Source organism: Streptomyces sp. NPDC031497, from assembly GCF_055580905.1.
In genome coordinates, this window is sequence record NZ_JBVIKO010000002.1 from 453,377 (window position 1) to 477,169 (window position 23,793).

The following is a 23,793-nucleotide window of genomic DNA, read 5'->3' on the forward strand; positions in this document are numbered from 1 at the left end:
CCGATGGAGGAAGTATGACAACCGCCACCGCGACGGCGGCTCCCACAAAGAAGTGGGGATCCGGTCTGTTCCAGGGCCTGCAGAAGGTCGGCCGCAGCCTTCAGCTCCCGATCGCCGTGCTGCCGGCGGCGGGTCTGCTGCTCCGCTTCGGCCAGCAGGACATCCACGACAAGCTGCATCTGCCCGACAAGGTCACCGCGGTGTTCGCGACGGCCGGTGGCGCGATCTTCGACAACCTTCCGATGCTGTTCTGCATCGGTGTCGCGATCGGCTTCGCCAAGAAGTCGGACGGCTCCACCGCGCTGGCCGCCCTGGTCGGCTTCCTGGTCTACAGCAATGTTCTCAAGGCGTTCCCGGTCACCGAGGCGAAGGTCCAGGCCGGCGCGGACATAGCCGCGACCTACAACAACCCCGGTGTGCTGGGCGGCCTGGTGATGGGTCTGCTGAGCGCGGTGGTCTGGCAGCGCTTCCATCGGACCAGGCTGGTGGACTGGCTCGGCTTCTTCAACGGCCGCCGGCTCGTCCCGATCATCATGGCCTTCGTCGGCACGGTCATGGGTGTCTTCTTCGGTCTGATCTGGAAGCCCATCGGTGACGGCATCTCCAACTTCGGCGAGTGGATCACCGGTCTCGGCGCCTTCGGTGCCGGTCTGTTCGGTCTGATCAACCGCGCGCTGATCCCGGTCGGCATGCACCAGTTCGTGAACACCGTCTCCTGGTTCCAGATCGGTGACTTCAAGGACGCCTCCGGCCAGATCGTCCACGGTGACCTCACCCGCTTCTTCGCCGGTGACCCGACGGCCGGTCAGTTCATGTCCGGCTTCTTCCCCATCATGATGTTCGGCCTGCCGGCCGCCGCCCTCGCCATCGCGCACACCGCCCGCCCGGAGCGCCGCGCGGCCGTGATGGGCATGATGATGTCGATGGCGCTGACCTCGTTCGTGACCGGTGTGACCGAGCCGATCGAGTTCACCTTCATGTTCATCGCGCCGCTGCTGTACGTGATCCACGCGGTGCTCACCGCCCTGTCCATGGCGATCACCTGGGCGCTCGGGGTGCATGCGGGCTTCACCTTCTCCGCGGGCGTGATCGACTACGCGCTCAACTGGAACCTGGCGACCAAGCCCTGGCTGATCATCCCGATCGGCCTGGTGTTCGGAGCGATCTACTACTTCGTCTTCCGCTTCGCCATCGTCCGCTTCAACCTCCCCACCCCGGGCCGCGAGCCCGAGGAGGAGATCGAGGACCTCACGAAGGCGTGAGTCCGGCCACGGCATGACGAGGCCCCTGCAGCCCGGCGGCTGCGGGGGCCTTTGCCGTATCCGCACCTCTGTCGTACCTGCGCCTCGTCGTGGTGCGTCGGTCAGATCTCGTACGTCACCCTCGGCGCCGCCAGGTCCACCGGGCCGTCGAAGACCTCGCGGGCGTCGGCGAGGTTGACGGCGGGGTCGGTCCACGGGGGGATGTGGGTGAGGAGCAGCCGGCGGGCGCCGGCGCGGGCGGCGCTCTCGCCGGCCTCGCGGCCGTTGAGGTGCAGGTCCGGGATGTTCTCCTTGCCGTGCGTGAAGGCCGCCTCGCACAGGAACAGGTCGGTGTCCCGGGCCAGCGAGTCGAGCGCGTCCGTGACGCCCGTGTCGCCGGAGTACGTCAGGGACTTCCCGGCGTGTTCGACGCGGATGCCGTAGGCCTCCACGGGATGGCGGACCCGCTCGGTGTGGACCGTGAAGGGGCCGAGGTCGAACGTGGACGGCTTGACCGTGTGGAAGTCGAAGACCTCGCTCATCGAGGAGGCGGTGGGGGTGTCGGCGTAGGCCGTGGTGAGGCGGTGCTCGGTGCCCTCGGGGCCGAAGACCGGGATCGGGGGGCACGGTCCGCCGTCGTGGCGGTAGTAGCGCGCCACGAAGTAGGCGCACATGTCGATGCAGTGGTCGGCGTGCAGATGGCTCAGGAAGATCGCGTCGAGGTCGTAGAGACCGCAGTGGCGCTGCAGCTCGCCCAGGGCGCCGTTGCCCATGTCGAGAAGCAGCCGGAAGCCGTCGGCCTCGACGAGGTAGCTCGAACAGGCCGATTCCGCGGACGGGAACGACCCCGAGCAGCCGACGACGGTGAGCTTCATGAAGCAGAAACCTCCGTTGGCGGAACACCCGGAACGACCGGGAACTGGAGTCGGAGAACAGAGAGGTGAGCGGGGGTCTTGCGGTTTGTCGAGCGTAAGGCGCAAAAGGGCCGGTCGCTCCTCCGCCAGGGGCCGTTGTGGGCGAACTCACCTGTGCTGTCACCGGTTCGGCTGGACCAGGGGCGCGTAAGGATCGCGCAAGGGCGCGCGTCGATTATCTCGCGCCGGTAACGTCGTCGTATGGACACGTCATGGTGGCTCGCGCTCGCGGCAGTCGTCCTGCTGGCGCTGGTCGCCACGCTCGTGGACGGGTGGGGCCGTGGGCACCGTCCGCGTGGGCACCGCACCCGCCCGCCGGGGTATCCGCGCGGCCCGCGCGTGCAGACGGGCCGGCCCCATCCGGGGGACATCTGGTGGGCCAACGTGCCCTACGAGGACGGCCCGGGCACCAAGGACCGGCCCTGTCTGGTGCTGGCGGTGCGCGGCAACCACGCGACCGTCGCCAAGATCACCAGCAAGTACCACGACGAGCGGGCCGGGGTGATCCCGCTGCCGCCGGGCGCGGTCGGGGACGCCCAGGGCCGGCCGAGTTTCCTGGAGACGGACGAGCTGCGCGAGGTCTCGGTGTGGGAGTTCCGGCGCCGGGTGGGCGTGGTCGACCCGGTGCTGTGGGACCAGGTCCGGCACCTGGCCCCCTGAGGGTCACTTCACCCTTACGGTGACCTGCCATTCCTGGATGCCCTTGCAGGAGACCTCGCCGGGCGCGGTGGGCTCGGCGCACAGCGGGCGGGACGAGGTGAGGGTGACGGTGCCGGAGGCCACGGCGGTGTAGGCGGCGGAGGCGTCCCCGGGCTGGAGCACGATCCCGGCGTTGGTGGCCCGCAGCGCGGAGCCGCTCACCGTGACCGCCTTCCAGGGGCGTTGCCGGGTGCCGTCGAGGGTGAGCCGGAGCTGCCCGCCGACCGCCACGCAGACCGTGTCGCGGTTGTCGGCGGCGGTGAGTTCGGAGGTCAGGGGCGTGCAACCGCCGGAGGAGCCGCTCGCACCGGGGCTCGTGGCGGGGCTCGTACCGGGGCTGGAGGGGGACGGCGTGGGGGACACCGCGCCGCTGCCCTTGTCGGTGCTCCCGCTCTGCGAGCCGCAGCCCGCCAGCAGGAGGAGGGTCGCCGCGGCGAGCGACGCGCGGTGGACCGTCGTACGGCGCATGGGGTGTCCGCCTTTCCGTGGGGGATCGGAACCCTTGGTGCCGATGTGACGTATTCCCCGGACATACGGATCCCGCCCCCGGACGGCTTCCGGGGGCGGGATCAGGTCACTCGGCGGGCGGGGTCAGCTGGTCGTGACGGCGGTGTCGTCGACGACGAAGCTGGTCTGCAGGGAGGAGTCCTCGACACCGCTGAACTTCAGGGTGACGGTCGAGCCCGCGTACGACGACAGGTCGAAGGACTTCTGGGTGTAGCCGGTGGCGGCGTTGAGGTTCGAGTACGTCGCCAGGGTGGTCGAACCGGCGGTCACCGTCAGCTTGTCGTACTGGGTGCTGGTGGTGGTCTCGGCGGTGTCGACGTGCAGGTAGAAGGTGAAGGTCGCCTTGCAGCCGGACGGGACGGTCACCGACTGGGAGAGCGTGTCCGTGTGGGTGGAGCCGTAGCCGTCGAGCCAGGCCTTGTAGGAGCCGGCGTGCGCCGCCTCGCCGGTGTCGTTGGTGATGACCCCGCTGGAGGCGGTCCAGGTGGTGTTGCCCGACTCGAAGCCCGGGTTGCCGAGCAGCTGGGCGGAGGTGCAGGTGCCGCCGCCGCTGGTGCTGACGGTCCAGGTGAAGGAGGCGGAGCCGGAGGCGCCGGTGGAGTCCGTCGCGGTGACGGTGGCGCTGTAGGTGCCCGCGGTGGACGCGGTACCGGAGATCAGGCCGGTGGAGCTGGAGATGGACAGGCCGGTGGGCAGGCCGGAGGCGCTGTAGGTGAGGGTCGCGCCCGCGCTGTCGGAGGCCGAGATCTGCAGGCTGACCGAGCTGCCGGTGACGGTGGACTGGCTGCCGGGGTTGGTGACGGTCACCGTGTTGCCGGTGCTGGTGCCGGAGGTGAAGGCGGCGGTGCCGTTGGGGGTGCCCCAGCCGGTCGGGCCGTCGTAGCCGGTGCCGGCGGTGCAGAAGTACGACGTCGAGCAGGAGCCGTTGTTGCCGCTGGTCACGTCGTACAGGTTGCCGGTGTGGCTGTAGGGGTACTTCGCCGGGTAGTCGCTGGAGCCCGGGGTGCCCGCGAGGGCGTAGACGCCGGCGATGATCGGCGAGGAGGCGCTGGTGCCGCCGTAGACCGCCCAGCCGGAGCCGCCGTAGGTGTCGTAGACCGCCACGCCGGTGGCCGGGTCGGCGACCGCGGAGACGTCGGACTCCATGCGCTTGGTGCAGCCGGTGTCGGTCTGCCAGCTCGGCTTGGCGTCGTAGGCGGAGCAGCCGGAGCCGGTGCCCTCGGAGGAGCTGGTCTTCCACACGGACTCGGTCCAGCCGCGGGTGCTGGAGGAGGTGGAGAGCGCGGTGCCGCCGACGGCGGTCACGTACTGGGAGGTCGCCGGGTACTCGGCGCCGTAGTCCTCGTCACCGGAGGAGACGGTGATCGCCACGCCCGGGTGCTTGAAGTAGGAGGTGTCCTCGCTGGTCTGTGAGGAGGACTCGGAGCCGCCCCAGCTGTTGGAGACGAACTTGGCGCCGAGCGCGACGGCCTCGTTCTCGGCGGTGCCGAGGTCGGAGTCGGTGGCGGAGCTGGCCTCGACGAGGATGATGTTGCAGTTGGGGCAGACCGCGCTGACCATGTCGATGTCGAGCGCTTCCTCACCGGCCCAGCCGGAGTCGTTCGACGGCAGCGAGGTCGTCGAACCGGTCTGACTGACCTGCTTGAAGCAGCCGTTGGCGACGGTGCACGCGGACAGGCCGTACGTGGAGCGGTAAGTGGCCAGGTCGGAGGCCGCGTTGGGGTCGTTGTAGGCGTCGACCACGGCAACGGTCAGGCCGGAGCCGCCCGTTGAGGGCAGGTTGTAGGCGCTGTGCAGGTTCGAGGGGCTCAGGCCGGAGGGGGCGGCGGCGAGCGCGGACGCCAGCTGCTGCTTGATGTCGGTCCGGCGCTGCGCGAAGCAGGAGACCTGGCCGGCCTTGGTGGCGGTGGCGCACAGGTGCTTGGTGGGCACCTTCTGGCCGGCCTTGCCGGTGCTGTGCACGGCCTGGCGGGCGGGGTCGGTGAGGGCCTTGGCGTTCTGGGTGACCTTGGTGGTGGCGTGGGGTGCCACGGCCGCGGGCTGGACGGCCCCGGCGGTGGGTGCCGCGACGAATCCGGAGACCGCGAGGGCTAGGGCGGGGAAGGCGACGGCCAGGAGTCTTCGCAGGCTCCGTCGTGATTCACGCATGGGGGTACTGCCTCCATCGGTGGGGTTACAGGCAGGCCCGTGACGCGCGTAGCGGCGGCAGAGTGCGCGCAGTCATGAGCATGACATTCCGAACACCCTGCGATGCCGACATGCATGGCATGAACAGGACGGAGGAGAAGCTAGTCGGGTTCGGCCGAGCCCGGTCCCCCCGGAGGAAGATCTTTGCTCCGGCATGGACAGCGCTTAGCCCCCTCATAGGAGGGGGTTGGCGCGTCCATGATGAGCGCTATGCCCAGAGCTGACCCTGGAGGGTCTCGATGGCTTCCTCGGTCGTGGCGGCCGTGTAGACCCCGGTCGACAGGTACTTCCAGCCGCCGTCGGCGACGACGAACACGATGTCGGCGCTCTCGCCGGCCTGGACGGCCTTCCTGCCGACGCCGATCGCGGCGTGCAGCGCGGCGCCGGTGGAGACGCCCGCGAAGATGCCCTCCTGCTGGAGGAGTTCCCGGGTCCGGGTGACGGCGTCCGCCGAGCCCACCGAGTAGCGGGTGGTGAGCACGGAGGCGTCGTACAGCTCGGGTACGAAGCCCTCGTCGAGGTTCCTGAGTCCGTACACGAGGTCGTCGTACCGGGGTTCGGCGGCGACGATCTTCACGTCCGGCTTCTGCTCGCGCAGATACCGGCCGACGCCCATGAGGGTGCCGGTGGTGCCGAGCCCGGCGACGAAGTGCGTGACGGAGGGGAGGTCGGCGAGGATCTCCGGACCGGTCGTCGCGTAGTGCGCCCCCGCGTTGTCCGGGTTGCCGTACTGGTAGAGCATCACCCAGTCCGGGTGCTCGGCGGCGATCTCCTTGGCCACCCGCACGGCGGTGTTGGACCCGCCGGCGGCCGGGCTGGAGATGATCTCCGCGCCCCACATGCCCAGCAGGTCCCGGCGCTCCTGCGAGGTGTTCTCGGGCATCACGCACACCATGCGGTAGCCCTTGAGCTTCGCCGCCATGGCGAGGGAGATGCCGGTGTTGCCGGAGGTCGGCTCCAGGATGGTGCAGCCCGGGGTGAGCCGGCCGTCCTTCTCCGCCTGCTCGATCATGTGCAGGGCGGGACGGTCCTTGACCGAGCCGGTCGGGTTGCGGTCCTCCAGCTTGGCCCAGATCCGGACGTCGGCGGACGGCGAGAGCCGCGGCAGGCGCACCAGGGGGGTGTTGCCGACCGCGGCCAACGGGGAGTCGTAGCGCATGCCGATCTCAGGCCATGCCGCCGGCGACCGCCGGCAGGATCGTGACGGTGTCGCCGTCGGTCAGCTTGGTCTCGATGCCGTCGACGAAACGGACGTCCTCGTCGTTCAGGTACACGTTGACGAAGCGGCGCAGCTTGCCGTCGTCCACGATGCGGGCGTGGATGCCGGCGTGCCGGGTCTCGAGGTCGTTGAAGAGGTCGGCGATGGTCTCACCGCTGCCCTCCACCGCCTTCTGACCGTCGGTGTACTGGCGGAGGATGGTCGGGATGCGGACCTCGATGGCCATGGTTGCGGGCTCCTGTCGGAAAGTCTGGGTGGTTGGGCGCGCACGGCAGCACGCCGCGGCTCATGGCCGTACGGCGGCAGGGAAACGTCAACAGATGGCGCTGTTCAGCCTGCACAGGTCGACGTGCAGCCGCGCCACGAGCAGGGTGCCCGCCGCCTTCTCGCTCACGTCGTAGGAAACCATGGGGTCATCGTATCGATTCCCAGTGCTGGTTCCGGAGTGTGATTCCACATCCCGGACGGTTTCCGGCCGAGGGCTGAGACACCCCCTGGAGACGCGGGGCCGTATCGACATGCGGCTCCGCCGCGTGGGCCCGACCAGCCCGCAGCGAACGGCAGCCATTCGGCCCTGGCCCGGGCAGCCGACCCAGGGGCGCGGGGAACTGCGCGCTCAGCCCCCACCGGCCCGCAAGTGACCACCGGCCGGTCCGGCACCGCCTGAATCGCGGCAGGACAGGCGTCGCGGCAGCGGAGGGCGTCGCCGCGAGGGTCAGTACGCCTCGACGATGGTGATCTCCTCCTCCGTGACCTCGCCCTCCACGATGCGGAAGGAACGGAACTGGAAGTCGCCGCCGCCGTCCGTGTCGGCTGTCGAGACCAGGACGTAGTGGGCGCCGGGCTCGTTCGCGTAGCTGATGTCCGTCCGGGACGGGTATGCCTCCGTCGCCGTGTGGGAGTGGTAGACGATCACCGGCTCCTCGTCACGGTCGTCCATCTCGCGGTAGAGCCTGAGGAGGTCGCCGGAGTCGAACTCGTAGAACGTCGGGGACATCGCCGCGTTCAGCATCGGGATGAACCGCTCGGGCCGGTCCGAGCCCGCCGCCCCCGCGACGACGCCGCACGCCTCGTCGGGGTGGTCCTTGCGCGCGTGGGCGACGATCTGGTCGACGAGGGCCTGGGTGATGGTCAGCATGTCGGCCAGGATAAGCAGAGGGCCGCCCCGTACCGAAGGCTGGTACGGGGCGGCCCATATGCCGGACGCCCTGAGCGGCCGCCGCAGGGGGCGCCACGAGTGCTCCCTGCGACGGGACGTCCTGGGGGGTGGTCAGTTCACCTTCTCCAGCGGCGCCGACTCGCGCCGCTCGGCGATCTCCGGGTTGCGGGACTTGAGGACCAGCCAGCCGATGCCGAGCGCGGCGGCCCAGCCGGCCATCACGTACAGGCAGACCCGGGAGTCGCCGTCGTACGCGATCAGGCAGGTCACGAAGAGCAGGAAGGCGATGGCGATCCAGCTGCACACCGCCCCGCCCGGCGCCGGGAAGGAGGACGCGGGCAGCCGGCCGGCGTCGACCGCGCGGCGGTAGAGGACGTGGCTGATCAGGATCATCAGCCAGGTCCAGATGCCGGCCGCGGTGGCGACGGAGGTGACGTAGCCGAACGCCTTCTCCGGGACGACGTAGTTGAGGACCACGCCGATGCCCATGAAGAGCACCGAGACGGCGACGCCGAGCGCCGGGGTCTTCGACGCGGACAGCTTCCGGAACGCGGCCGGGGCCTCGCCGCTGTCGGCCAGGTTCCGCAGCATCCGGCCCGTGGAGTACATGCCGGAGTTGCAGGAGGACAGCGCGGCGGTCAGGACGACGAAGTTGACGATGCCGGCGCCGGCCGGGATGCCGATCTTCGCGAAGGCCGCGACGAACGGGGAGACGCCCGGGGCGAACTCGGTCCACTTGACGACACACAGGATGACGGTGAGCGCGCCGACGTAGAACAGCGCGATACGCCAGGGGAGCGTGTTGATCGCCTTGGGGAGGGTCTTCTCCGGGTTCTCGGACTCGCCGGCGGTGACACCGACCAGCTCGACCGCGAGGTAGGCGAACATGACGCCCTGGAGGGTCATCAGGGAGGAGCCGACGCCCTTGGGGAAGAAGCCGTCGAACTGGTAGAGGTTCGCGACCGAGGCCGTGTCACCGGCGCTGCTGAAGCCGAAGGTGAGCACGCCGAGACCGATCACGATCATGCCGATCAGGGCGGTGACCTTGACCATGGAGAACCAGAACTCCAGCTCTCCGAAGACCTTCACGGAGATCAGGTTGACCCCGAAGAGGATCACCAGGAAGACCAGCGCGGTCACCCACTGGGGGACAGACGGGAACCAGTAGTTGACGTAGATCGCGGCGGCCGTCAGTTCGGCCATGCCGGTGACGACCCACATCAGCCAGTACGTCCAGCCGGTGAAGTAGCCGAAGAACGGGCCGAGGAACTCCCGGGAGTACTCGGCGAAGGAGCCGGAGACCGGGCGGTAGAGCAGGAGCTCGCCGAGGGCCCGCATGATGAAGAAGATGATGCCGCCGGCGAGGGCGTACATCAGGATGAGGCTGGGGCCGGCCTTGGCGATGTTCGCCCCGGCACCCAGGAAGAGGCCGACGCCGATGGCGCCGCCGATGGCGATCATCTGGACCTGGCGGCTGCCGAGTCCGCGCTCGTACCCCTCTTCCGAGGCTTCGGAGCTCTGCTCCGACGTGTCGACCTGAGCGGAGGTCATGTGTGGTGTGCGCCTTTCTCCATGCCGACCCGGGCCTCTGGTCGGCCGCGGATCGGGTTTCGATCCCCCCGGATTGCTGGAGTGGTGCCTGGCCGACGATGGTCGGCTCGGTGGCGCACCCGGACGGACACGTGGGTGGTGTCGCCGGGCGGTCGTGAAGATTTATCACGGCCGCAATATTGATCACCGGGTTCCACCGAGAGGGATTGTGGCGCACACCACTGGAAGAACCGGACAAAGTGCGGCCGAAAAGGTCATAACAGGCCGCAACGGTGACTGGATCGTTATCCGGATTTGAGCGTCCTCTGAGCGAACGCGAAATCGGGACGGATTACGGCATAAGGGTGGTGACCAGGGTCTCCTGGAGGCCTCCGAGCCACAGGTAGGCCATCACCATCGGCTTGCGCGCGTCCTCGTCGGGGAGCCGGTAGAGCAGGTCGGTGTCGTCCTCGTCGGTGATGTCGAGGCGGGAGCCGATGGCCAGGCGCAGGTCGTTGAGGGCACCGAGCCACTGCCGGGACTCCCCGGGCGTCAGCTTGAGGACCGCGCCGCCCTCCCCCACCGGGGCCAGCGCGTCCAGGGAGCGGATCACCGCGAGGGCGCTCTCCCGCTTGCCGGCCCTGAGGTCGTTCTCGGTGTAGCGGCGGAACTCGGCCGAGTGGGCCTGCTGCTCCTCGGCCTCCTGCGAGGAGCCGGGCAGCCGCTCCGGGTCGCCGTAGGCGTCCGGGAAGAGCCGGCGCAGCACCGGGTCGGTGGGCGCCTCGCTCGGCCCCTCGGCGAACAGCTCGGCGAGCGGGTCGTCGGGGGCGTCCTCGGCGGGGCCGGGGCCGATGAGCTCCAGGAGCTGGACGGCCAGCGTCCGGATGATGGAGATCTCGACGTCGTCGAGCGCGACGGCCGCGCCGCCGCCGGGGAGCGGTTCGAAGATTCCTGGCATGGAGGGGGTTCGCTGCTTCCGGTGCTGGTCGAGGAGTCTGGCTACGTCCGGTCCGGCCGGCGAGGGGTCATTTCCGGTCCTGCTGGAGGGTGGCCCACAGGCCGTAGCCGTGCATCGCCTGTACGTCGCGCTCCATCTCCTCACGGCTGCCGCTGGAGACGACCGCCCGGCCCTTGTGATGGACGTCCAGCATGAGCTTGGTGGCCTTGTCCTTGGGATAGCCGAAGTACGTCTGGAAGACGTACGTCACATAGCTCATGAGGTTGACGGGGTCGTTGTGCACGATCGTCACCCAGGGGACGTCGGGCTCGGGTACGGCGAAGACCTCCTCCGCCGACTCGGTGCGTTCGATCTCTACGGGAGCGGGTGACGTCACAAGGCCCATGCTGCCACGCGTCCCACAAATCGTCACACTGACGAGATGGGGGTAGCATCTTCAGTCATGAACACAGCGGACCTTGGGCTGCCGGTGGACGTTCCCTCGACGGCGCTCTTCACGGACCAGTACGAACTGACGATGCTGCAGGCCGCGCTCAAGGCCGGTACGGCCGAGCGGCGCAGCGTCTTCGAGGTCTTCACCCGGCGGCTGCCGGAGGGGCGCCGCTACGGCGTCGTGGCGGGCACCGGGCGCGTCCTGGACGCCGTGGAGAACTTCCGGTTCGACCCGGACGTCCTCGGCTTCCTGGAGGAACAGGGCATCGTCGACGGCCCGACCCTGAAATGGCTCGCCGGCTACCGCTTCAGCGGTGACGTCTGGGGCTACCCCGAGGGCGAGGTCTACTTCCCCGGCTCGCCGATCATGCGGGTGGAGGGCTCCTTCGCCGAGTGCGTACTCCTCGAGACCGTGATCCTCTCCATCCTCAACCACGACTCGGCGATCGCTGCCGCCGCCTCCCGGATGGCCTCGGCCGCGGGCGACCGCCCGCTGATCGAGATGGGCGCCCGCCGCACCCACGAGCTGGCCGCCGTCGCCGCCTCCCGCGCCGCCTACGTCGGCGGTTTCGCGACCACCTCCGACCTGGCGGCCGGCTTCCGCTACGGCATCCCGACGGTGGGCACCTCCGCCCACGCCTTCACCCTGCTCCACGACCACGAGCGCGACGCCTTCCGGGCCCAGGTCGACTCGCTCGGCGGGGGGACCACCCTGCTGGTCGACACCTACGACGTGGCCGAGGCGGTCCGTACGGCCGTCGAGGTGGCCGGGCCCGAGCTGGGCGCGGTCCGCATCGACTCCGGCGACCTGCTGCTGGTCGCCCACCGGGTCCGGCAGCAGCTGGACGAGCTGGGCGCGCGGGACACCAGGATCATCGTCACCTCCGACCTCGACGAGTACGCCATCGCCTCGCTGGCCGCGGCGCCCGTGGACGCGTACGGCGTCGGCACCCAGCTGGTGACCGGTTCCGGGCATCCCACCTGCTCCATGGTCTACAAGCTGGTCGCCCGTGCCGGTTCCGCCGACCCGAAGGCCCCGCTGCTGCCGGTCGCCAAGAAGTCGTCCGGCGGCAAGACGTCCGTGGGCGGCCGCAAGTGGGCGGCGCGGCGGCTGGACGCCGACGGGGTGGCGGAGGCGGAGGTCGTCGGCACCGGGGAGGTGCCGGCCGGCCTGGTCGAGCAGCAGCTGCTGGTCGAACTGGTGAAGTCCGGCCAGGTGGTCGCCCGCGAGCCCCTGGACGCGCCCCGCGCACGCCATATGGCGGCCAAGGCCAATCTGCCCCTCTCCGCGACCCAGCTCTCCCGAGGTGAGGCGGTCATTCCGACGGAGTACGTCCACGGGCGCCCGGGTAGCTAGAGCGGGTGCCCGCGTACGCGCCCCGCGAAGCCCCCTCCCCTACGCCCCCGTAAGTCTCTACGCTCGGAGGTTCAGGCCGGGCCCGCACCCCGTTTTTCCGCGTCTCCCCCCTCGACAGGCCCGCTCCCGACTGCGAAGGACACCGACCATGCGCCGCGCCTTGATCGTCGTTGATGTGCAGAACGACTTCTGTGAGGGGGGCAGCCTCGCGGTGGCGGGCGGTGCCGACGTGGCCGCCGCGGTCACCGAGCTGATCGGGCAGGCGCCCGCCGGCTACCGCCATGTGGTGGCGACCCGCGACCACCACATCGCGCCGGGCGGTCACTTCGCGGACAACCCCGACTACGTGCACAGCTGGCCGGCGCACTGTGTGGCCGGCACGGAGGGCGTCGGCTTCCATCCGAACTTCGCCCCGGCGGTCGCCTCCGGTGCGGTGGACGCGGTGTTCAGCAAGGGCGCGTACTCGGCGGCCTACAGCGGCTTCGAGGGCACGGACGAGAACGGGGTCCCGCTGGCCGACTGGCTCCGCGCCCGGCAGATCACCGAGGTGGACGTCGTCGGGATCGCCACGGACCACTGCGTGCGGGCCACCGCGCTGGACGCCGCGAAGGAGGGCTTCCGTACGCAGGTCCTGCTCGACCTGACCGCCGGGGTCGCCGAGGAGACCACCACGGCGGCTCTCCAGGAACTGCGCGAGGCGGGCGTGGAGCTGACCGGGAAGCCCGTCGTCTGAACCGGCTTCGAACGGCCCGGCAGGGGCGTCAGGCCGACGCGGCCGGACGGCGCAGCAGGGCCCGGATCGGATGCCACAGCTCCGTCACCGTGACACCGTTGTCAGGGGCCGTTCGCCATATCAGGCCGTCGGGGTGGTGGAGGACGGCGGTGATCTCGTCCGGGGTCGGCGGGGCGGCGTTGCCCCGCAGGTAGATCGCTCGCATGCCCAGGTTGCGGAGCCTGGTCAGGGCGCGGGCGCGGTTCTGGGCGAGGACCAGGACGCGCACCCCGGCGGTGCCGCCGGCGGGGGCGGGGCTGGGCAGGTTCAGTGCCACCACCACGCTGCCGTTCGGCAGCTTGCAGAACCCTCCTGCGGCCATGCGGTCATACCCCCGTACGAGTCGGTGTCAATAAGAAAGCCACAGGACGCACCTAAACACGATCGGCGGCGACCCGCCAGGGGGTCGCCGCCGATACGTCTCTGACCTGCGAAGATGCGTGTTACTTCACCGCGGGGCCGACCTGGAGGGAGATCGTCGAGCCGTCTCGGGCCTCCGTCACGATGTTGATCTTCGTGTTGGTGTCAGTGATCTTGACACCGGCGGCCGGGTTCGAGGCGTCGTAGTAGGTGCTCTTGTGGTCGTTGAAGACCGACACCCCGGACGACTGCTTGATCTTGGTCGCCACGTCCGCCTTGTGGAGGGTGATGCCGTCCGAGGCGTAGAGGCTGAACGGCGAGTCGTAGGCCTGGATGCGGTTGCGCATCAGCGTGCCGTCGGACCACTTCAGCGCCGTCGGGTGCGAGTCGACCGGGAGGATCAGACCGGTGCCCGGGTGGACGCTGGTGTTGTCGTCGGCCTCGGAGAGGTCCCACTTCCAGATCAACAGGCCGTTCTGGTACGGGTAGTGCTCCACCCAGTCCGGACGGGTCGTCGAGAAGCCGAAGTTGTACGGGCCGACCTCGAGGGTCTTGTCGTACGACACGTACTGGCGGTTCTCCGCGATGTAGTACTGCGCGTAGTCCTTGGTGAAGGACGCGCCGATGCGGGAGAAGCCGGACGCGGTCCAAGCCGGGTCCGCCGACTCCGCGTTGTCGGAGAAGAGGGCCGAGCCGTCGGCCGTCACCGTGATCTCGTCGGCCGCGAAGCCCTTGAGGGCGACCCCGCCGTCGGTCTGGTAGCGGAAGCGCAGCTGGACCTTCTGGCCCGCGTAGGCGTCCAGCGGGTACGACAGCTTGGTGTACGCGTCGACCGAACCGGTGAGCGCCGGCTTGTCGCTGCCGTCGCGCGGGAGTGCCTCGCCGTTGACCGTGCCGTCCAGGGCGGTCCAGTTGGCGCCGCCGTCGGTGGAGACCTCGGCGTAGAGGTAGTCGTAGCCGGACTCGATGTCGTACCAGCCGTCCAGGCTCAGCGCCGCCGAGGACTTGCCGGTCAGGTCGACCTCACGGGTCAGCGTGTTCTTGAGGTTGTCGCCGCTGCCGCTCCACCACTGGGTCGAGCCCTCGGCCGGGGTGACGACGGTGGTCGTGACCTCCTTGTCGGGCAGCGAGACCACCAGGGCCTGCTTGTCCGCGGTGTTGTACTCGGCGACGCCCAGCTTGTGCGAGGACTTCGTGCCGGCCTTGGCCACGCCGTAGTTGAGCCAGCCGAGCTGGAGCTTGTCCCAGGCGTTCATGTCGCCGGGCAGGTCGCCGATGGCTTCCTTGCCGGTGCCCAGCCAGGAGCCGGAGGACATCAGGGTCCAGAAACCGGTGGAGTTCTCGCCGCCGTTGGTGTCGTACTCGTCCGGCAGGCCGAGGTCGTGGCCGTACTCGTGGGCGTAGACGCCGAGGCCGCCGTTCTCCGGCTGCATGGTGTAGTCGCCGACCCAGATGCCGGTGTCGCCGACCTGGGTACCGCCGAGCTTGTTGTTGTCCGGGCCGGTGGCGCCGGCGTCGGTGCCGAAGGCGTACCAGCGGTGCGCCCAGATGGCGTCGGTGCCCTGGGCGCCGCCGCCCGCGGACTCGTCCTCGCCGGCGTGCACGATCTGGAAGTGGTCGACGTAGCCGTCGGGCTCGTTGAAGTTGCCGTCGCCGTCGTAGTCGTAGCGGTCCCACTGGTCGTACTGGGCGAGGTCGGCCTTGATGGCGGCGTCGGACTCGCCGGCCGCCTTCTGGCCGGCGACCCAGGACGTCAGGCCGTCGCGGACCAGGTTCCAGACGCTGGAGCAGGTGGTGGAGCCGCAGGCGTTGTTGCCGTAACGGGCCTCGTTGTAGGGGACCTTGACCCAGTCGGTGACCTCGCCGTCGACCGAGTAGCGGCCCGAGGACTGCTTCTCGTAGTACTTCTTCAGCGACTCGGTGTCCTTGCCGGTGCCGAAGTAGAGGTCCTGGAAGTGGGCCTGGTTGTAGTCCGCCTGCCAGGCCGTGGAGTTGTCCTTGGCGCGGTCCGGCTCGGCTATCTGGTTGTGCAGCGGGCCGACCGTGCCGCCGTAGCGGGGGTCGCTCTGGTCGCCGAACTCCACCAGGATCGTGAAGATCTTGTCGGTCTTCTCCCGGCCGAGCTCGACGTACTTGCTGTCGCCCTTCGTGCCCTTGAGCTGGACGACCTTGGAGCCGTCCCGGTCCTTGACCTGGGCCTTGCCGGATATGACCTGGTCGAGGGCCTCCTGCCGCTGGGCGTCCTGGGTCTTGCTCAGCGGGCCGTCGAGGTCGTGCTCGTCCTGCTTCGTCGACGGGTCCTTCCGGTCGACGGTGGCGCTGGCCGACTTCGTCGCGGCCTGGGCGGCCGCGAAGGTGGTGAAGCCCGCCGATGCCGTTGCGAGTGTCACCCCTATGGCGAGCGCTCTCAACGTCCAAGATCTGTTGGTCACTTGAGGTCCTCCCCTGCGCCCGCGCGCACGGAAGGGGGGTCCGGATGCATGGAGGGATCCGTGCGCGCACGATCAACGCGTCGATTCAAGTGACGTCATTTGACTACTGGTTTACGAGAAAAGACAGACCTTGACTTGGACAGTTCAACTGCACTATGCGGAGAGGAAGTTCGCTTTACGGACACCGTGCTATGAGCGACCCCGACGGACCTCGCTCAACCGGCGCGCATATGCCTCCGGTTGCCGTATGCCATGCGACCGTGCGCCCCCTGTGCACCGGTACCGTGGGTTAGGTCACGCTTACCGGCCGTTCCGCTCGGGCATGCACGCGAATAGAGTCGAACGGTGGAACGCCCGGAAGCCGGTGGAAAGCAAGGCCGGCTCCCCGTCTCACCCCCACATCTTCCGAGGACACGATTGCCATGCCTCGTCCGACCCCGGCACAGCTCGTCTACGGTTCGTGCACCGTGATCTGCTCGACGCTCGCCATGCTGCTGCTGTCACAGACGAGTTCGGGCATCGGGGTCGCGGTCATCGCGCTCGCCGCGCTCGGTCTGGGACTGCTGGTCGCCATGACGGTCCCGCTCCCCGGGCCGCGCACGGTCGCACCGTCCGAGCCCACCCCGACCGCAATCCCCGAGGTGCGGATCCCCGCGCACCGGGAGACCGTGGCCGCCGCCACGGCCGAGCCCGTCCGGGAACGCACCGCGCCCTGACGCACGCACACACGAGAAGTCGGCGGGTCCGTGAGACTGACGGACCCGCCGACTGCTTGTGCGCCCCCCGGTGTCAGTTCCTCGTGCTGACCACGACCGTCTTCGCGGCCTTGTCGTGCAGCCCCTGTTTGTACGGCTTGTCGAAGTAGCTCCAGCCACCGCAGATGATCGTCCACACACAGGCGCAGCAGAACGCGAACGGCAGCCACAGCACCAGGGCGCGCACCAGCGAGGTCTGGGCGGAGGGCGTGGAGCCGTTGCTCAGGTCGGCGACCCGCATGCCGAGCCACTTCTTGCCGAGGGTCTGCCCGGCTTTGACGGTCATCAGGGTGTCGTACCCGACGAACAGGACGGCGGCCACCAGCGACTGCGCGAAGGACCTGCCGACCTCCATCTTGTCGCCGTTGACCTGGTACTCGCGCACCCCGAAGGCCCAGGTGAGCAGCCAGACCACGATGAGCACCAGGACCATGTCGATGATCCGGGCCAGGGTGCGTCTGCCGCTGTCGGCAAGCGGCGGCATCCCGGCGAGCGGATCGGCGGGATAGCCACCGGCTCCGCCGTAGGGGCCGCCGCCTCCGCCGTAGGGGCCGTCGCCGCCCGTTCCGTAGGGGCCGCCGCCGTAGGAGGGCGGCGGGGGCTGCGCGCCGCCGTACGGGGTGTCGTACGGCGAGCCCGGCCCCTGGCCCGCGCCCGGCTCACCGGACGGGGGCCGCTTCTTGAACGGGTCGTCCTCCGGCGGCTGTCCGGAGCCCGGGGGCGGTTCGGTGCTCATGGCCCGAGTGGACCGCGCAGCGTCCGGATCCGCATCCGGCGAGCGGCCGTACGGAGTACGACGTCCCGTCAGCCGGCGACGAAGGTGTGCGCCGCCTTGTCGTGCCAGCACTGGTGCCAGGGCCGGTCGAACAGGCACCAGGCGACGCCGACGATCCCGATGCCCAGCAGCCCGGGCACCGTGTACACCAGCCAGCGGCGCAGCGAGGCCCCGAAGGCCGGGGGTTCGTGGCCCTCGATGTCCCGTACCTCCAGGCCGAACAGCCTCTTGCCGAGCGTGCGACCCCACCTGGCGGTGGGCAGCACCTCGTAGAGGACGCCGACGAGGAGCAGGACGGCGAGCACGATCCCGAGGTAGAGGCCGGTCGTGCCGTCGAGCAGCCAGACGGTCTCGGTACGGCCGGAGAGCTTGGCCGCGTCGATCTTGTCCTGTACGTGGTCGGCCGCCCGGGTGCCGAACGGTACCGCGGCCGCGGCCGTCACCGCGCCGACGACCAGGCTGTCGACGAGCCGTGCGGCGAACCGCTTGCCGAGTCCGCCGGGGCGGGCCGACGCCTGCCGCCGGGCGGCCGCCTGGAAGGGGTCCTCCACCGGCGGCTTCCAGGGCGCGACCTGCTGGTCACCCGCGAGCTGATGCACCTGCTGCGCCCAGGAGGACTGCCCCCCGCCGACCCCGGCGGTCATCGGGGCGGCGGGCTGCGGGCCACCGGACTGCGGGGGTACGGCTGGGGCGACGGCCTGGGGTGCGGCGGGAGCCGGGGCTGCGGCGGCACGGTCGGCGGCGGCCTTTCCGGCGCCGAAGCCGGGGCGGCCACCGCCGGGGGCACCGACCGGCCCCTGCGCGCCGTAGCCACCCGCACCGGCCGCACCCGGACCACCGGCCTCCGGAGCCCCGAACCCGCCGGGACCCGAACCCGCCGCACCGGACGCACCGGCGGGGCCCTGAGCGCCGTAGTCACCCGGCCGGGACGCACCGGCCGCACCCGGACCACCGGACCCCGGCGCCCCGAACCCGCCGGGACCCGAACCCGCCGCACCGCCGCCCTGCCCACCGGCACCGGCACCCGTGTCAGGGGTGTTCTCGGCGCGGATCGGGCGGAAGGTCATCGTGCCGTCGTCCATGGGCGGTCGGTCGGCCGGCGGGGTGCCCGCGGGGCCCAGCGTCGGCCTGCGGAAGATGAACGTGCCGCCGGAGTCGACGTCGCCCTGGTCCGCCGGCGGGACCGTCGCCGAGCCGTCCGTGTGGGACGACCGGCCGTCCGGCCCGGACTGCGGACCCGCCGCCCGGGGGTCGGTGCCCCAGGCACTCCCCTCGGCCGCCCAGCCGGATCCACCCGGCCGCGGGTCCTCGTCGAAGAAGTGCGGGCCGGTCTCCTCGACCGCGGGGCTCGCGGGGCGGGAACCGGGCGGCGGGGCGAGCCGTTCGCCGTCGGACGGGGCCGGGCGGCTGGTGCCCGGCACCCACGCGGCGCCGTTCCAGTAACGGACGTAGCCGGGGATGGACGGGTCCGGGTAGTAGCCCTCGCGGGGCCGTTCGTCACCGGGTGCCGGGGTAGGGGCGGTCATGTCCGTCATCCCGTATCTGCTCGGGGGTCGTGTGGGAGGCTCCACATCTATCAGACGCGCGTGCCCACCACCGCCAGTCCCGCAGGACCCGCCCCTTTCCGGGCACCCCTGTGCGCCCCCTTCACCGCACCGGGAAAAATTTTCCCGGAACCCGCGTAATGCTCGCGGCTCCAGGCCCTCTCCCTCGTACGGGCCCGTCCACAGGCGCCCGTACGACCGACCGAGAGGAAACGAACGCCATGCATCACACCGTGGTGGAGCGCGAACTGGAGTTGCGGCTCATCCTGTCCCCCGAGCGGAGCATCCCGGTCCCGGCCCGGCTCGGCTACCGCTCCGACGACCCGTACGCCGTCCACGTCGGCTTCCACATCAACTCGCAGTCCCCGGTCCACTGGACCTTCGCCCGCGACCTGCTGGTGGAGGGGGTGTTCCGGCCGTGCGGGCACGGGGACGTGCGGGTGTGGCCGACGAAGGTGGAGGGCCGCAGCGTCGTGCTGATGGCGCTGAGTTCACCCGACGGAGACGCCCTCCTGGAGGCGCCGACGGTCCAGGTGTCCGCCTGGCTGGAGCGGACGCTGCGGGCGGTGCCCCCGGGGACCGAGGGCCGGCGGCTGGGGATCGACGACGCGCTCGACCAGCTGCTCGCCCAGTGAGCGCGGATGACCCGTCTAGAAGAGCTTGCCGGGGTTGAGGATGCCCAGCGGGTCGAAGGCGTCCTTCACGGCCCGCTGCATCTCCACCCCCACCGGTCCGATCTCCCGGGCCAGCCACTCCTTCTTCAGGACGCCGACGCCGTGTTCGCCGGTGATGGTGCCGCCGAGCTCCAGTCCGAGGGCCATGATCTCGTCGAAGGACTCGCGGGCGCGGCGGCACTCGTCGGGGTCCTGGGCGTCGAAGCAGACCGTGGGATGCGTGTTGCCGTCGCCCGCGTGGGCGACGACCCCGATGGTCAGCCCGTGCTTCTCCGCGATGCGCTCGACCCCTTCGATCAGGTCGCCGAGCCGGGAGCGGGGCACGCACACGTCGTCGATCATCGTGGTGCCCTTGACGGCCTCCAGGGCGACCAGCGAGGACCGCCGGGCCTGGAGGAGGAGTTCGGACTCGGCGGCGTCGTCGGCCGGGACCACCTGGGTGGCGCCCGCTTCCTCGCAGAGCGCGCCGAGCGCGGCGAGGTCGGCGGCCGGGTCCGGGGTGTCGAAGGCGGCCAGCAGCAGCGCCTCGGTCGACTCCGGCAGGCCCATGTGCGTGAGTTCGTTGACCGCCTTCACGGTCGTACGGTCCATCAGTTCGAGGAGGGACGGTACGTGCCCGCCCGCCATGATCCGGCACACCGCGTCGCAGGCGGCGGTCGCGGAGCCGAACTCGGCGGCCAGCACCAGCTGCCGCGGCGGCTTGGGCTTCAGGGCCAGGACGGCCCGTACGACGACACCGAGCGAGCCCTCGGAACCGACGAACAGCCGGGTCAGGTCGTACCCGGCGACGCCCTTCGCGGTGCGCCGGCCGGTGGACATCAGCCGCCCGTCGGCGAGGACGACGTCCAGGCCGAGGACGTACTCGGCGGTCACCCCGTACTTCACACAGCACAGCCCGCCCGAGGCCGTGCCGATGTTGCCCCCGATCGTGCACATCTCCCAGCTGGAGGGGTCCGGCGGGTAGGAGAGGCCGTGTTCCTCGACCGCGCGGGAGAGGGTGGCGTTGATGACGCCGGGTTCCACGACGGCGATGCGGTCGACCGGCGAGATCTCCAGGATGCGGTCCATCTTCGTCAGGGACAGCACGATGCAGCCGTCGACGGCGTTGGCGGCGCCGGACAGGCCGGTGCGGGCGCCCTGCGGGACGACCGGGACCCGCAGCTCGGTGGCGGTGCGCAGGACATGCTGGACCTGTTCGACCGTGCGCGGCAGGACGACGACGGCCGGGACGCCGGCCGGGCAGAAACTCGCCATGTCGTTGGCGTAGGAGGTGGTCACATCGGGGTCCACCAGCAGCGCGTCGGCCGGCAGGCCCGCCAGGAGCCGGTCGGTGAGGTTGCCGGTGGTCTCGTCCCTGGGGGCTTCGATACGGCTCATGATCACAGCGTCGCACCCGGGGCCATCGGTGTGAACCCCACAGGCGCCCTCCTTGGGCCGCCCGGGCACGGTCGTCGTATTGACGCACAGTACCGGCATGTGCGCGCTCGATAACCGACCGTCAGGGCCCACCACCTCGCTGCTCACCGAGCCGTCGCCACCGCGCCGTCGCCGCCGGGTGCTGCGGCGGCTGCTGGTCGTCGCGCTGGCGGGCGGGGCGGCGGCCGGCACGGCGCTGATGCTGTGGCCGCACGAGCCGCAGGCGCGGCGCGCCGCCGCGCCGCCCCCGGCGGCCGGGCCGCAGGCCCGGGCGAAGGCCCAGGCCGCGGCCAAGGCCGCGCAGGCGGCGGCGCAGACGGCCGTCCTCAACGGCCTGCCCGCCGCGCTGCCCGACCTCACCTCGCTCATCGGCGCACGGCAGAGCCAGGTGCGGGCGCACCCGAAGGACGCGCGGGCCTGGGCGGTGCTCGGGGCCGCGTACGTGGAGCGGGCCCGCGGGACCGCGGACAGCGCCGACTATCCGCGGGCCGAGCGGGCGCTGCAGACCTCCCTCCAGGTGGCCGGCAAGGGCAACACCGACGCGCTGGCCGGTCTCGCCGCGCTGGCGAACGCGCGCCGGGACTTCCCGACGGCCAAGCGGTTCGGCGAGGAGGCGCAGAAGGCGGCGCCGAAGCGGTGGTCCACGTATCCGGCGCTGATCGACGCCTACAACGGGCTCGGCGACTACAAGGCGGCGCGGTCCGCGCTCGACAAGCTGATGGCGCTGAAGGTCGGGGCGGCCGTGAAGCCGGCCGTGATGGCACGCGCCTCGGCCGTGTACCGGGACCGGGGCTGGCGCGAGGACGCGGTGGCGCAGGTGACGGACGCGGCGGCGGCCGCCGGGACCCCGGCCGAGCAGGCCGCGTATCTGACCCAGGCCGGGCAGCTGGCCTGGGAGCGCGGCGAACGGGACGACGCGCTACGGCACTTCACGGCGGCCGTGCGCCTGGACCCAGACCGGTGGGCGGCGCGGGCCGGGCAGGGGCGGGCGCTGGCCGCGCTGGGCCGCACACAGGAGGCGCTGACCGCGTACCAGGGGGCGCTCAGGCACCGGCCGGCTCCGCAGGTCTCCCTGGAGCTGGCCGAGTTGTACGAGTCGCTGGGGATGGGGCAGCAGGCGGAGACGCAGTACGCGCTGTTGCAGACGCAGGTGCGGCGGGAACTGGACGCCGGGGTCGACGACGAGTTGCTGATCGGGCAGTACGAGGCGGACCACGGGGATGTCGAGGAGGCGGTGGAGCGGCTGTCGGCCGAGTGGGACCGGCAGCCGGGCATCGAGGTCGCGGACGCGCTCGGGTGGGCGCTGCACCGGGCCGGCGACGACAAGGAGGCGCTGCGCTACGCCTCGATCGCGACGGACTCGACGAAGGGCGGCGGGGTCCGCAGCGCGTCGTACGCCTTCCACCGGGGCATGATCGAACGCGACCTGGACCTGGACTCCTCGTCCCGCCGCCACCTCCAGGACGCCCTGCGCATCAACCCGTACTTCTCCCCCCTGCAGGCCCCGGTGGCCCGGGCCACCCTGACCACCCTGGGCGACCAGCCACCGAACGAGGAGGCGCCCCAGTGACCCACCGGCACCCGGGCACCGCCGGGGACCACCGTCGTGGCCGGGCGCCGTCGCGGCGGAGAGAGGTCTGACCGACCTCGGTTTCGTTCCGCCGCGGCGGCCCGTCGAGCCCCCTGCCTACAGGTTGCCGCGGCGTTCCTGTTCGCGTTCGATCGCTTCGAAGAGGGCCTTGAAGTTGCCCTTGCCGAAGCCCATGGAGCCGTGGCGTTCGATGATCTCGAAGAAGACCGTCGGGCGGTCCTGGACCGGCTTGGTGAAGATCTGGAGCAGGTAGCCGTCCTCGTCGCGGTCGGCGAGGATCTTCAGTTCGCGCAGGGTGTCCAGCGGGACGCGGGTGTCGCCGACCCACTCGCCGAGGGTGTCGTAGTAGGAGTCGGGGGTGCCGAGGAACTCGACGCCGGCCGCGCGCATGGTCCGTACGGTCTCGACGATGTCGTTGGTGTTGAGCGCGATGTGCTGGACGCCCGCCCCGCCGTAGAACTCCAGGTACTCGTCGATCTGGGACTTCTTCTTGGCGACGGCGGGCTCGTTGATCGGGAACTTGACCTTGAGGGTGCCGTCGGCGACGACCTTGGACATCAGCGCGCTGTACTCGGTGGCGATGTCGTCGCCCACGAACTCCTTCATGTTCGTGAAGCCCATGACCTTGTTGTAGAAGCCGACCCATTCGTTCATGCGGCCGAGCTCGACGTTGCCGACGCAGTGGTCGACGGCCTGGAAGGTGCGGCGGGCGGGCGGCTCGACGATCGGGGACGCGGCGACGAACCCCGGGAGGTACGGGCCGTCGTAGCCGGTCCGCTCGACGAGGGTGTGGCGGGTCTCCCCGTACGTGGCGATCGCGGCGAGGACGACGGTCCCGTGCTCGTCCTTGAGCTCGTACGGCTCGGCCAGCGACCGCGCGCCGTGCTCGACGGCGTACGCGTACGCGGCCCGCGCGTCCGGGACCTCGATGGCCAGGTCGACGACCCCGTCGCCGTGCTCGGCCACGTGCCGGGACAGGAACGTGCCCCACTCGGTCTCCGGCCGGACGACGGAGGTCAGGACGAACCGCGCCGAGCCGTTCTCCAGGACGTAGCTCGCGGTCTCGCGGCTGCCGTTCTCCGGTCCGGAGTACGCGACCAGCCGCATGCCGAAGGCGCTGGAGTAGTAGTGCGCCGCCTGCTTGGCGTTGCCGACGGCGAAGACGACCGCGTCCATTCCCTTGACCGGGAAGGGATCGGCCTGCCGGGCGGTCACGTCGGGAGTGTGCTGTGTGGTCTGCGTCATGCTCGAAGGGTGACCCCGGCACACAA

23 protein-coding genes are annotated in these 23,793 nt (G+C 70.6%); 7 read left to right on the forward strand and 16 right to left on the reverse strand.

Features of this window, described 5'->3' with window-relative positions:
* Positions 1-14: 14 nt before the first annotated feature.
* Positions 15-1,262, forward strand: coding sequence for a PTS transporter subunit EIIC (locus ACZ5K7_RS05355; RefSeq protein ID WP_450972473.1), 1,248 nt, complete (start codon positions 15-17; stop codon positions 1,260-1,262).
* A 101-nt stretch (positions 1,263-1,363) separates the two neighbouring features.
* Here ACZ5K7_RS05355 and ACZ5K7_RS05360 read toward each other — a convergent pair whose 3' ends face one another.
* A complete protein-coding gene (locus tag ACZ5K7_RS05360; RefSeq protein ID WP_351701206.1) occupies positions 1,364-2,116 on the reverse strand; it encodes an MBL fold metallo-hydrolase in 753 nt (250 codons plus the stop codon).
* 240 nt (positions 2,117-2,356) lie between these two features.
* On the opposite strand from ACZ5K7_RS05360, the gene ACZ5K7_RS05365 reads away from it, so the two are divergent.
* Positions 2,357-2,815 carry a type II toxin-antitoxin system PemK/MazF family toxin gene (locus ACZ5K7_RS05365; RefSeq protein WP_351701209.1) on the forward strand — a complete coding sequence of 153 codons (459 nt, stop codon included), beginning with the start codon at positions 2,357-2,359 and terminating at the stop codon, positions 2,813-2,815.
* A gap of 3 nt (positions 2,816-2,818) precedes the next feature.
* On the opposite strand, the gene ACZ5K7_RS05370 is transcribed toward ACZ5K7_RS05365, so the two are convergent.
* The 9 genes from ACZ5K7_RS05370 to clpS all read right to left on the reverse strand — a co-directional run bounded on the left by ACZ5K7_RS05370 (position 2,819) and on the right by clpS (position 10,799).
* Positions 2,819-3,322: a hypothetical protein gene (locus ACZ5K7_RS05370; RefSeq protein WP_468910665.1), complete on the reverse strand. Its 504-nt coding sequence runs from the start codon at positions 3,320-3,322 to the stop codon at positions 2,819-2,821.
* Positions 3,323-3,445: 123 nt separating this feature from the next.
* Positions 3,446-5,509 (reverse strand): putative Ig domain-containing protein, encoded by a 2,064-nt coding sequence (locus ACZ5K7_RS05375; protein ID WP_468910668.1) that lies wholly within the window; start codon positions 5,507-5,509, stop codon positions 3,446-3,448.
* A 247-nt stretch (positions 5,510-5,756) separates the two neighbouring features.
* Complete coding sequence (locus ACZ5K7_RS05380) at positions 5,757-6,707, reverse strand: PLP-dependent cysteine synthase family protein (protein ID WP_351701218.1); 951 nt, start codon at positions 6,705-6,707, stop codon at positions 5,757-5,759.
* A 7-nt stretch (positions 6,708-6,714) separates the two neighbouring features.
* Positions 6,715-6,993: a MoaD/ThiS family protein gene (locus ACZ5K7_RS05385; protein WP_351701220.1), complete on the reverse strand. Its 279-nt coding sequence runs from the start codon at positions 6,991-6,993 to the stop codon at positions 6,715-6,717.
* Between the two features lie 87 nt (positions 6,994-7,080).
* On the reverse strand, positions 7,081-7,176 hold the full coding sequence (locus ACZ5K7_RS05390; RefSeq protein WP_362576941.1) for a putative leader peptide: 96 nt from the start codon (positions 7,174-7,176) through the stop codon (positions 7,081-7,083).
* Between the two features lie 306 nt (positions 7,177-7,482).
* Positions 7,483-7,905, reverse strand: coding sequence for a M67 family metallopeptidase (locus ACZ5K7_RS05395; RefSeq protein WP_450972472.1), 423 nt, complete (start codon positions 7,903-7,905; stop codon positions 7,483-7,485).
* Positions 7,906-8,037: 132 nt separating this feature from the next.
* Complete coding sequence (locus tag ACZ5K7_RS05400; protein WP_468910674.1) at positions 8,038-9,477, reverse strand: amino acid permease; 1,440 nt, start codon at positions 9,475-9,477, stop codon at positions 8,038-8,040.
* Positions 9,478-9,808: 331 nt separating this feature from the next.
* Entirely contained in the window at positions 9,809-10,414 is a 606-nt protein-coding gene (locus ACZ5K7_RS05405; RefSeq protein ID WP_351701231.1) for a DUF2017 domain-containing protein, read from the reverse strand.
* 67 nt (positions 10,415-10,481) lie between these two features.
* Positions 10,482-10,799, reverse strand: a complete 318-nt coding sequence (gene clpS / locus ACZ5K7_RS05410) for an ATP-dependent Clp protease adapter ClpS (RefSeq protein WP_089106662.1) — start codon at positions 10,797-10,799, stop codon at positions 10,482-10,484.
* 57 nt (positions 10,800-10,856) lie between these two features.
* Here clpS and ACZ5K7_RS05415 point away from each other — a divergent pair, with 57 nt between their 5' ends.
* Complete coding sequence (locus ACZ5K7_RS05415) at positions 10,857-12,203, forward strand: nicotinate phosphoribosyltransferase (RefSeq protein WP_351701237.1); 1,347 nt, start codon at positions 10,857-10,859, stop codon at positions 12,201-12,203.
* A 148-nt stretch (positions 12,204-12,351) separates the two neighbouring features.
* Positions 12,352-12,936 (forward strand): isochorismatase family protein, encoded by a 585-nt coding sequence (locus tag ACZ5K7_RS05420; protein WP_351701240.1) that lies wholly within the window; start codon positions 12,352-12,354, stop codon positions 12,934-12,936.
* 28 nt (positions 12,937-12,964) lie between these two features.
* Here ACZ5K7_RS05420 and ACZ5K7_RS05425 read toward each other — a convergent pair whose 3' ends face one another.
* Both ACZ5K7_RS05425 and ACZ5K7_RS05430 read right to left on the reverse strand, forming a co-directional pair.
* Positions 12,965-13,297, reverse strand: a complete 333-nt coding sequence (locus ACZ5K7_RS05425; protein WP_351701243.1) for a hypothetical protein — start codon at positions 13,295-13,297, stop codon at positions 12,965-12,967.
* Between the two features lie 121 nt (positions 13,298-13,418).
* Positions 13,419-15,767, reverse strand: coding sequence for an immune inhibitor A domain-containing protein (locus ACZ5K7_RS05430; protein ID WP_351701246.1), 2,349 nt, complete (start codon positions 15,765-15,767; stop codon positions 13,419-13,421).
* Between the two features lie 422 nt (positions 15,768-16,189).
* Between ACZ5K7_RS05430 and ACZ5K7_RS05435 the strand changes: the two genes are divergently transcribed.
* The gene (locus tag ACZ5K7_RS05435) at positions 16,190-16,483 is read left to right on the forward strand and encodes a hypothetical protein (protein WP_351701249.1); all 294 of its coding nucleotides are present in this window, start codon (positions 16,190-16,192) and stop codon (positions 16,481-16,483) included.
* Positions 16,484-16,556: 73 nt separating this feature from the next.
* Here the strand turns inward: ACZ5K7_RS05435 and ACZ5K7_RS05440 are convergent, their stop codons facing one another.
* Both ACZ5K7_RS05440 and ACZ5K7_RS05445 read right to left on the reverse strand, forming a co-directional pair.
* The gene (locus ACZ5K7_RS05440) at positions 16,557-17,258 is read right to left on the reverse strand and encodes an RDD family protein (RefSeq protein WP_468910681.1); all 702 of its coding nucleotides are present in this window, start codon (positions 17,256-17,258) and stop codon (positions 16,557-16,559) included.
* A 68-nt stretch (positions 17,259-17,326) separates the two neighbouring features.
* Positions 17,327-18,823, reverse strand: coding sequence for an RDD family protein (locus ACZ5K7_RS05445; RefSeq protein WP_468910684.1), 1,497 nt, complete (start codon positions 18,821-18,823; stop codon positions 17,327-17,329).
* Positions 18,824-19,062: 239 nt separating this feature from the next.
* On the opposite strand from ACZ5K7_RS05445, the gene ACZ5K7_RS05450 reads away from it, so the two are divergent.
* Positions 19,063-19,476, forward strand: a complete 414-nt coding sequence (locus ACZ5K7_RS05450) for an SsgA family sporulation/cell division regulator (RefSeq protein ID WP_351701257.1) — start codon at positions 19,063-19,065, stop codon at positions 19,474-19,476.
* Between the two features lie 15 nt (positions 19,477-19,491).
* Here ACZ5K7_RS05450 and ACZ5K7_RS05455 read toward each other — a convergent pair whose 3' ends face one another.
* Positions 19,492-20,898 (reverse strand): FAD-binding oxidoreductase, encoded by a 1,407-nt coding sequence (locus ACZ5K7_RS05455; protein WP_468910686.1) that lies wholly within the window; start codon positions 20,896-20,898, stop codon positions 19,492-19,494.
* 91 nt (positions 20,899-20,989) lie between these two features.
* Between ACZ5K7_RS05455 and ACZ5K7_RS05460 the strand changes: the two genes are divergently transcribed.
* Positions 20,990-22,501: a tetratricopeptide repeat protein gene (locus tag ACZ5K7_RS05460; protein ID WP_351701263.1), complete on the forward strand. Its 1,512-nt coding sequence runs from the start codon at positions 20,990-20,992 to the stop codon at positions 22,499-22,501.
* A 117-nt stretch (positions 22,502-22,618) separates the two neighbouring features.
* Here ACZ5K7_RS05460 and hppD read toward each other — a convergent pair whose 3' ends face one another.
* Positions 22,619-23,767 (reverse strand): 4-hydroxyphenylpyruvate dioxygenase, encoded by a 1,149-nt coding sequence (gene hppD, locus ACZ5K7_RS05465; protein WP_351701266.1) that lies wholly within the window; start codon positions 23,765-23,767, stop codon positions 22,619-22,621.
* Positions 23,768-23,793: the final 26 nt, after the last annotated feature.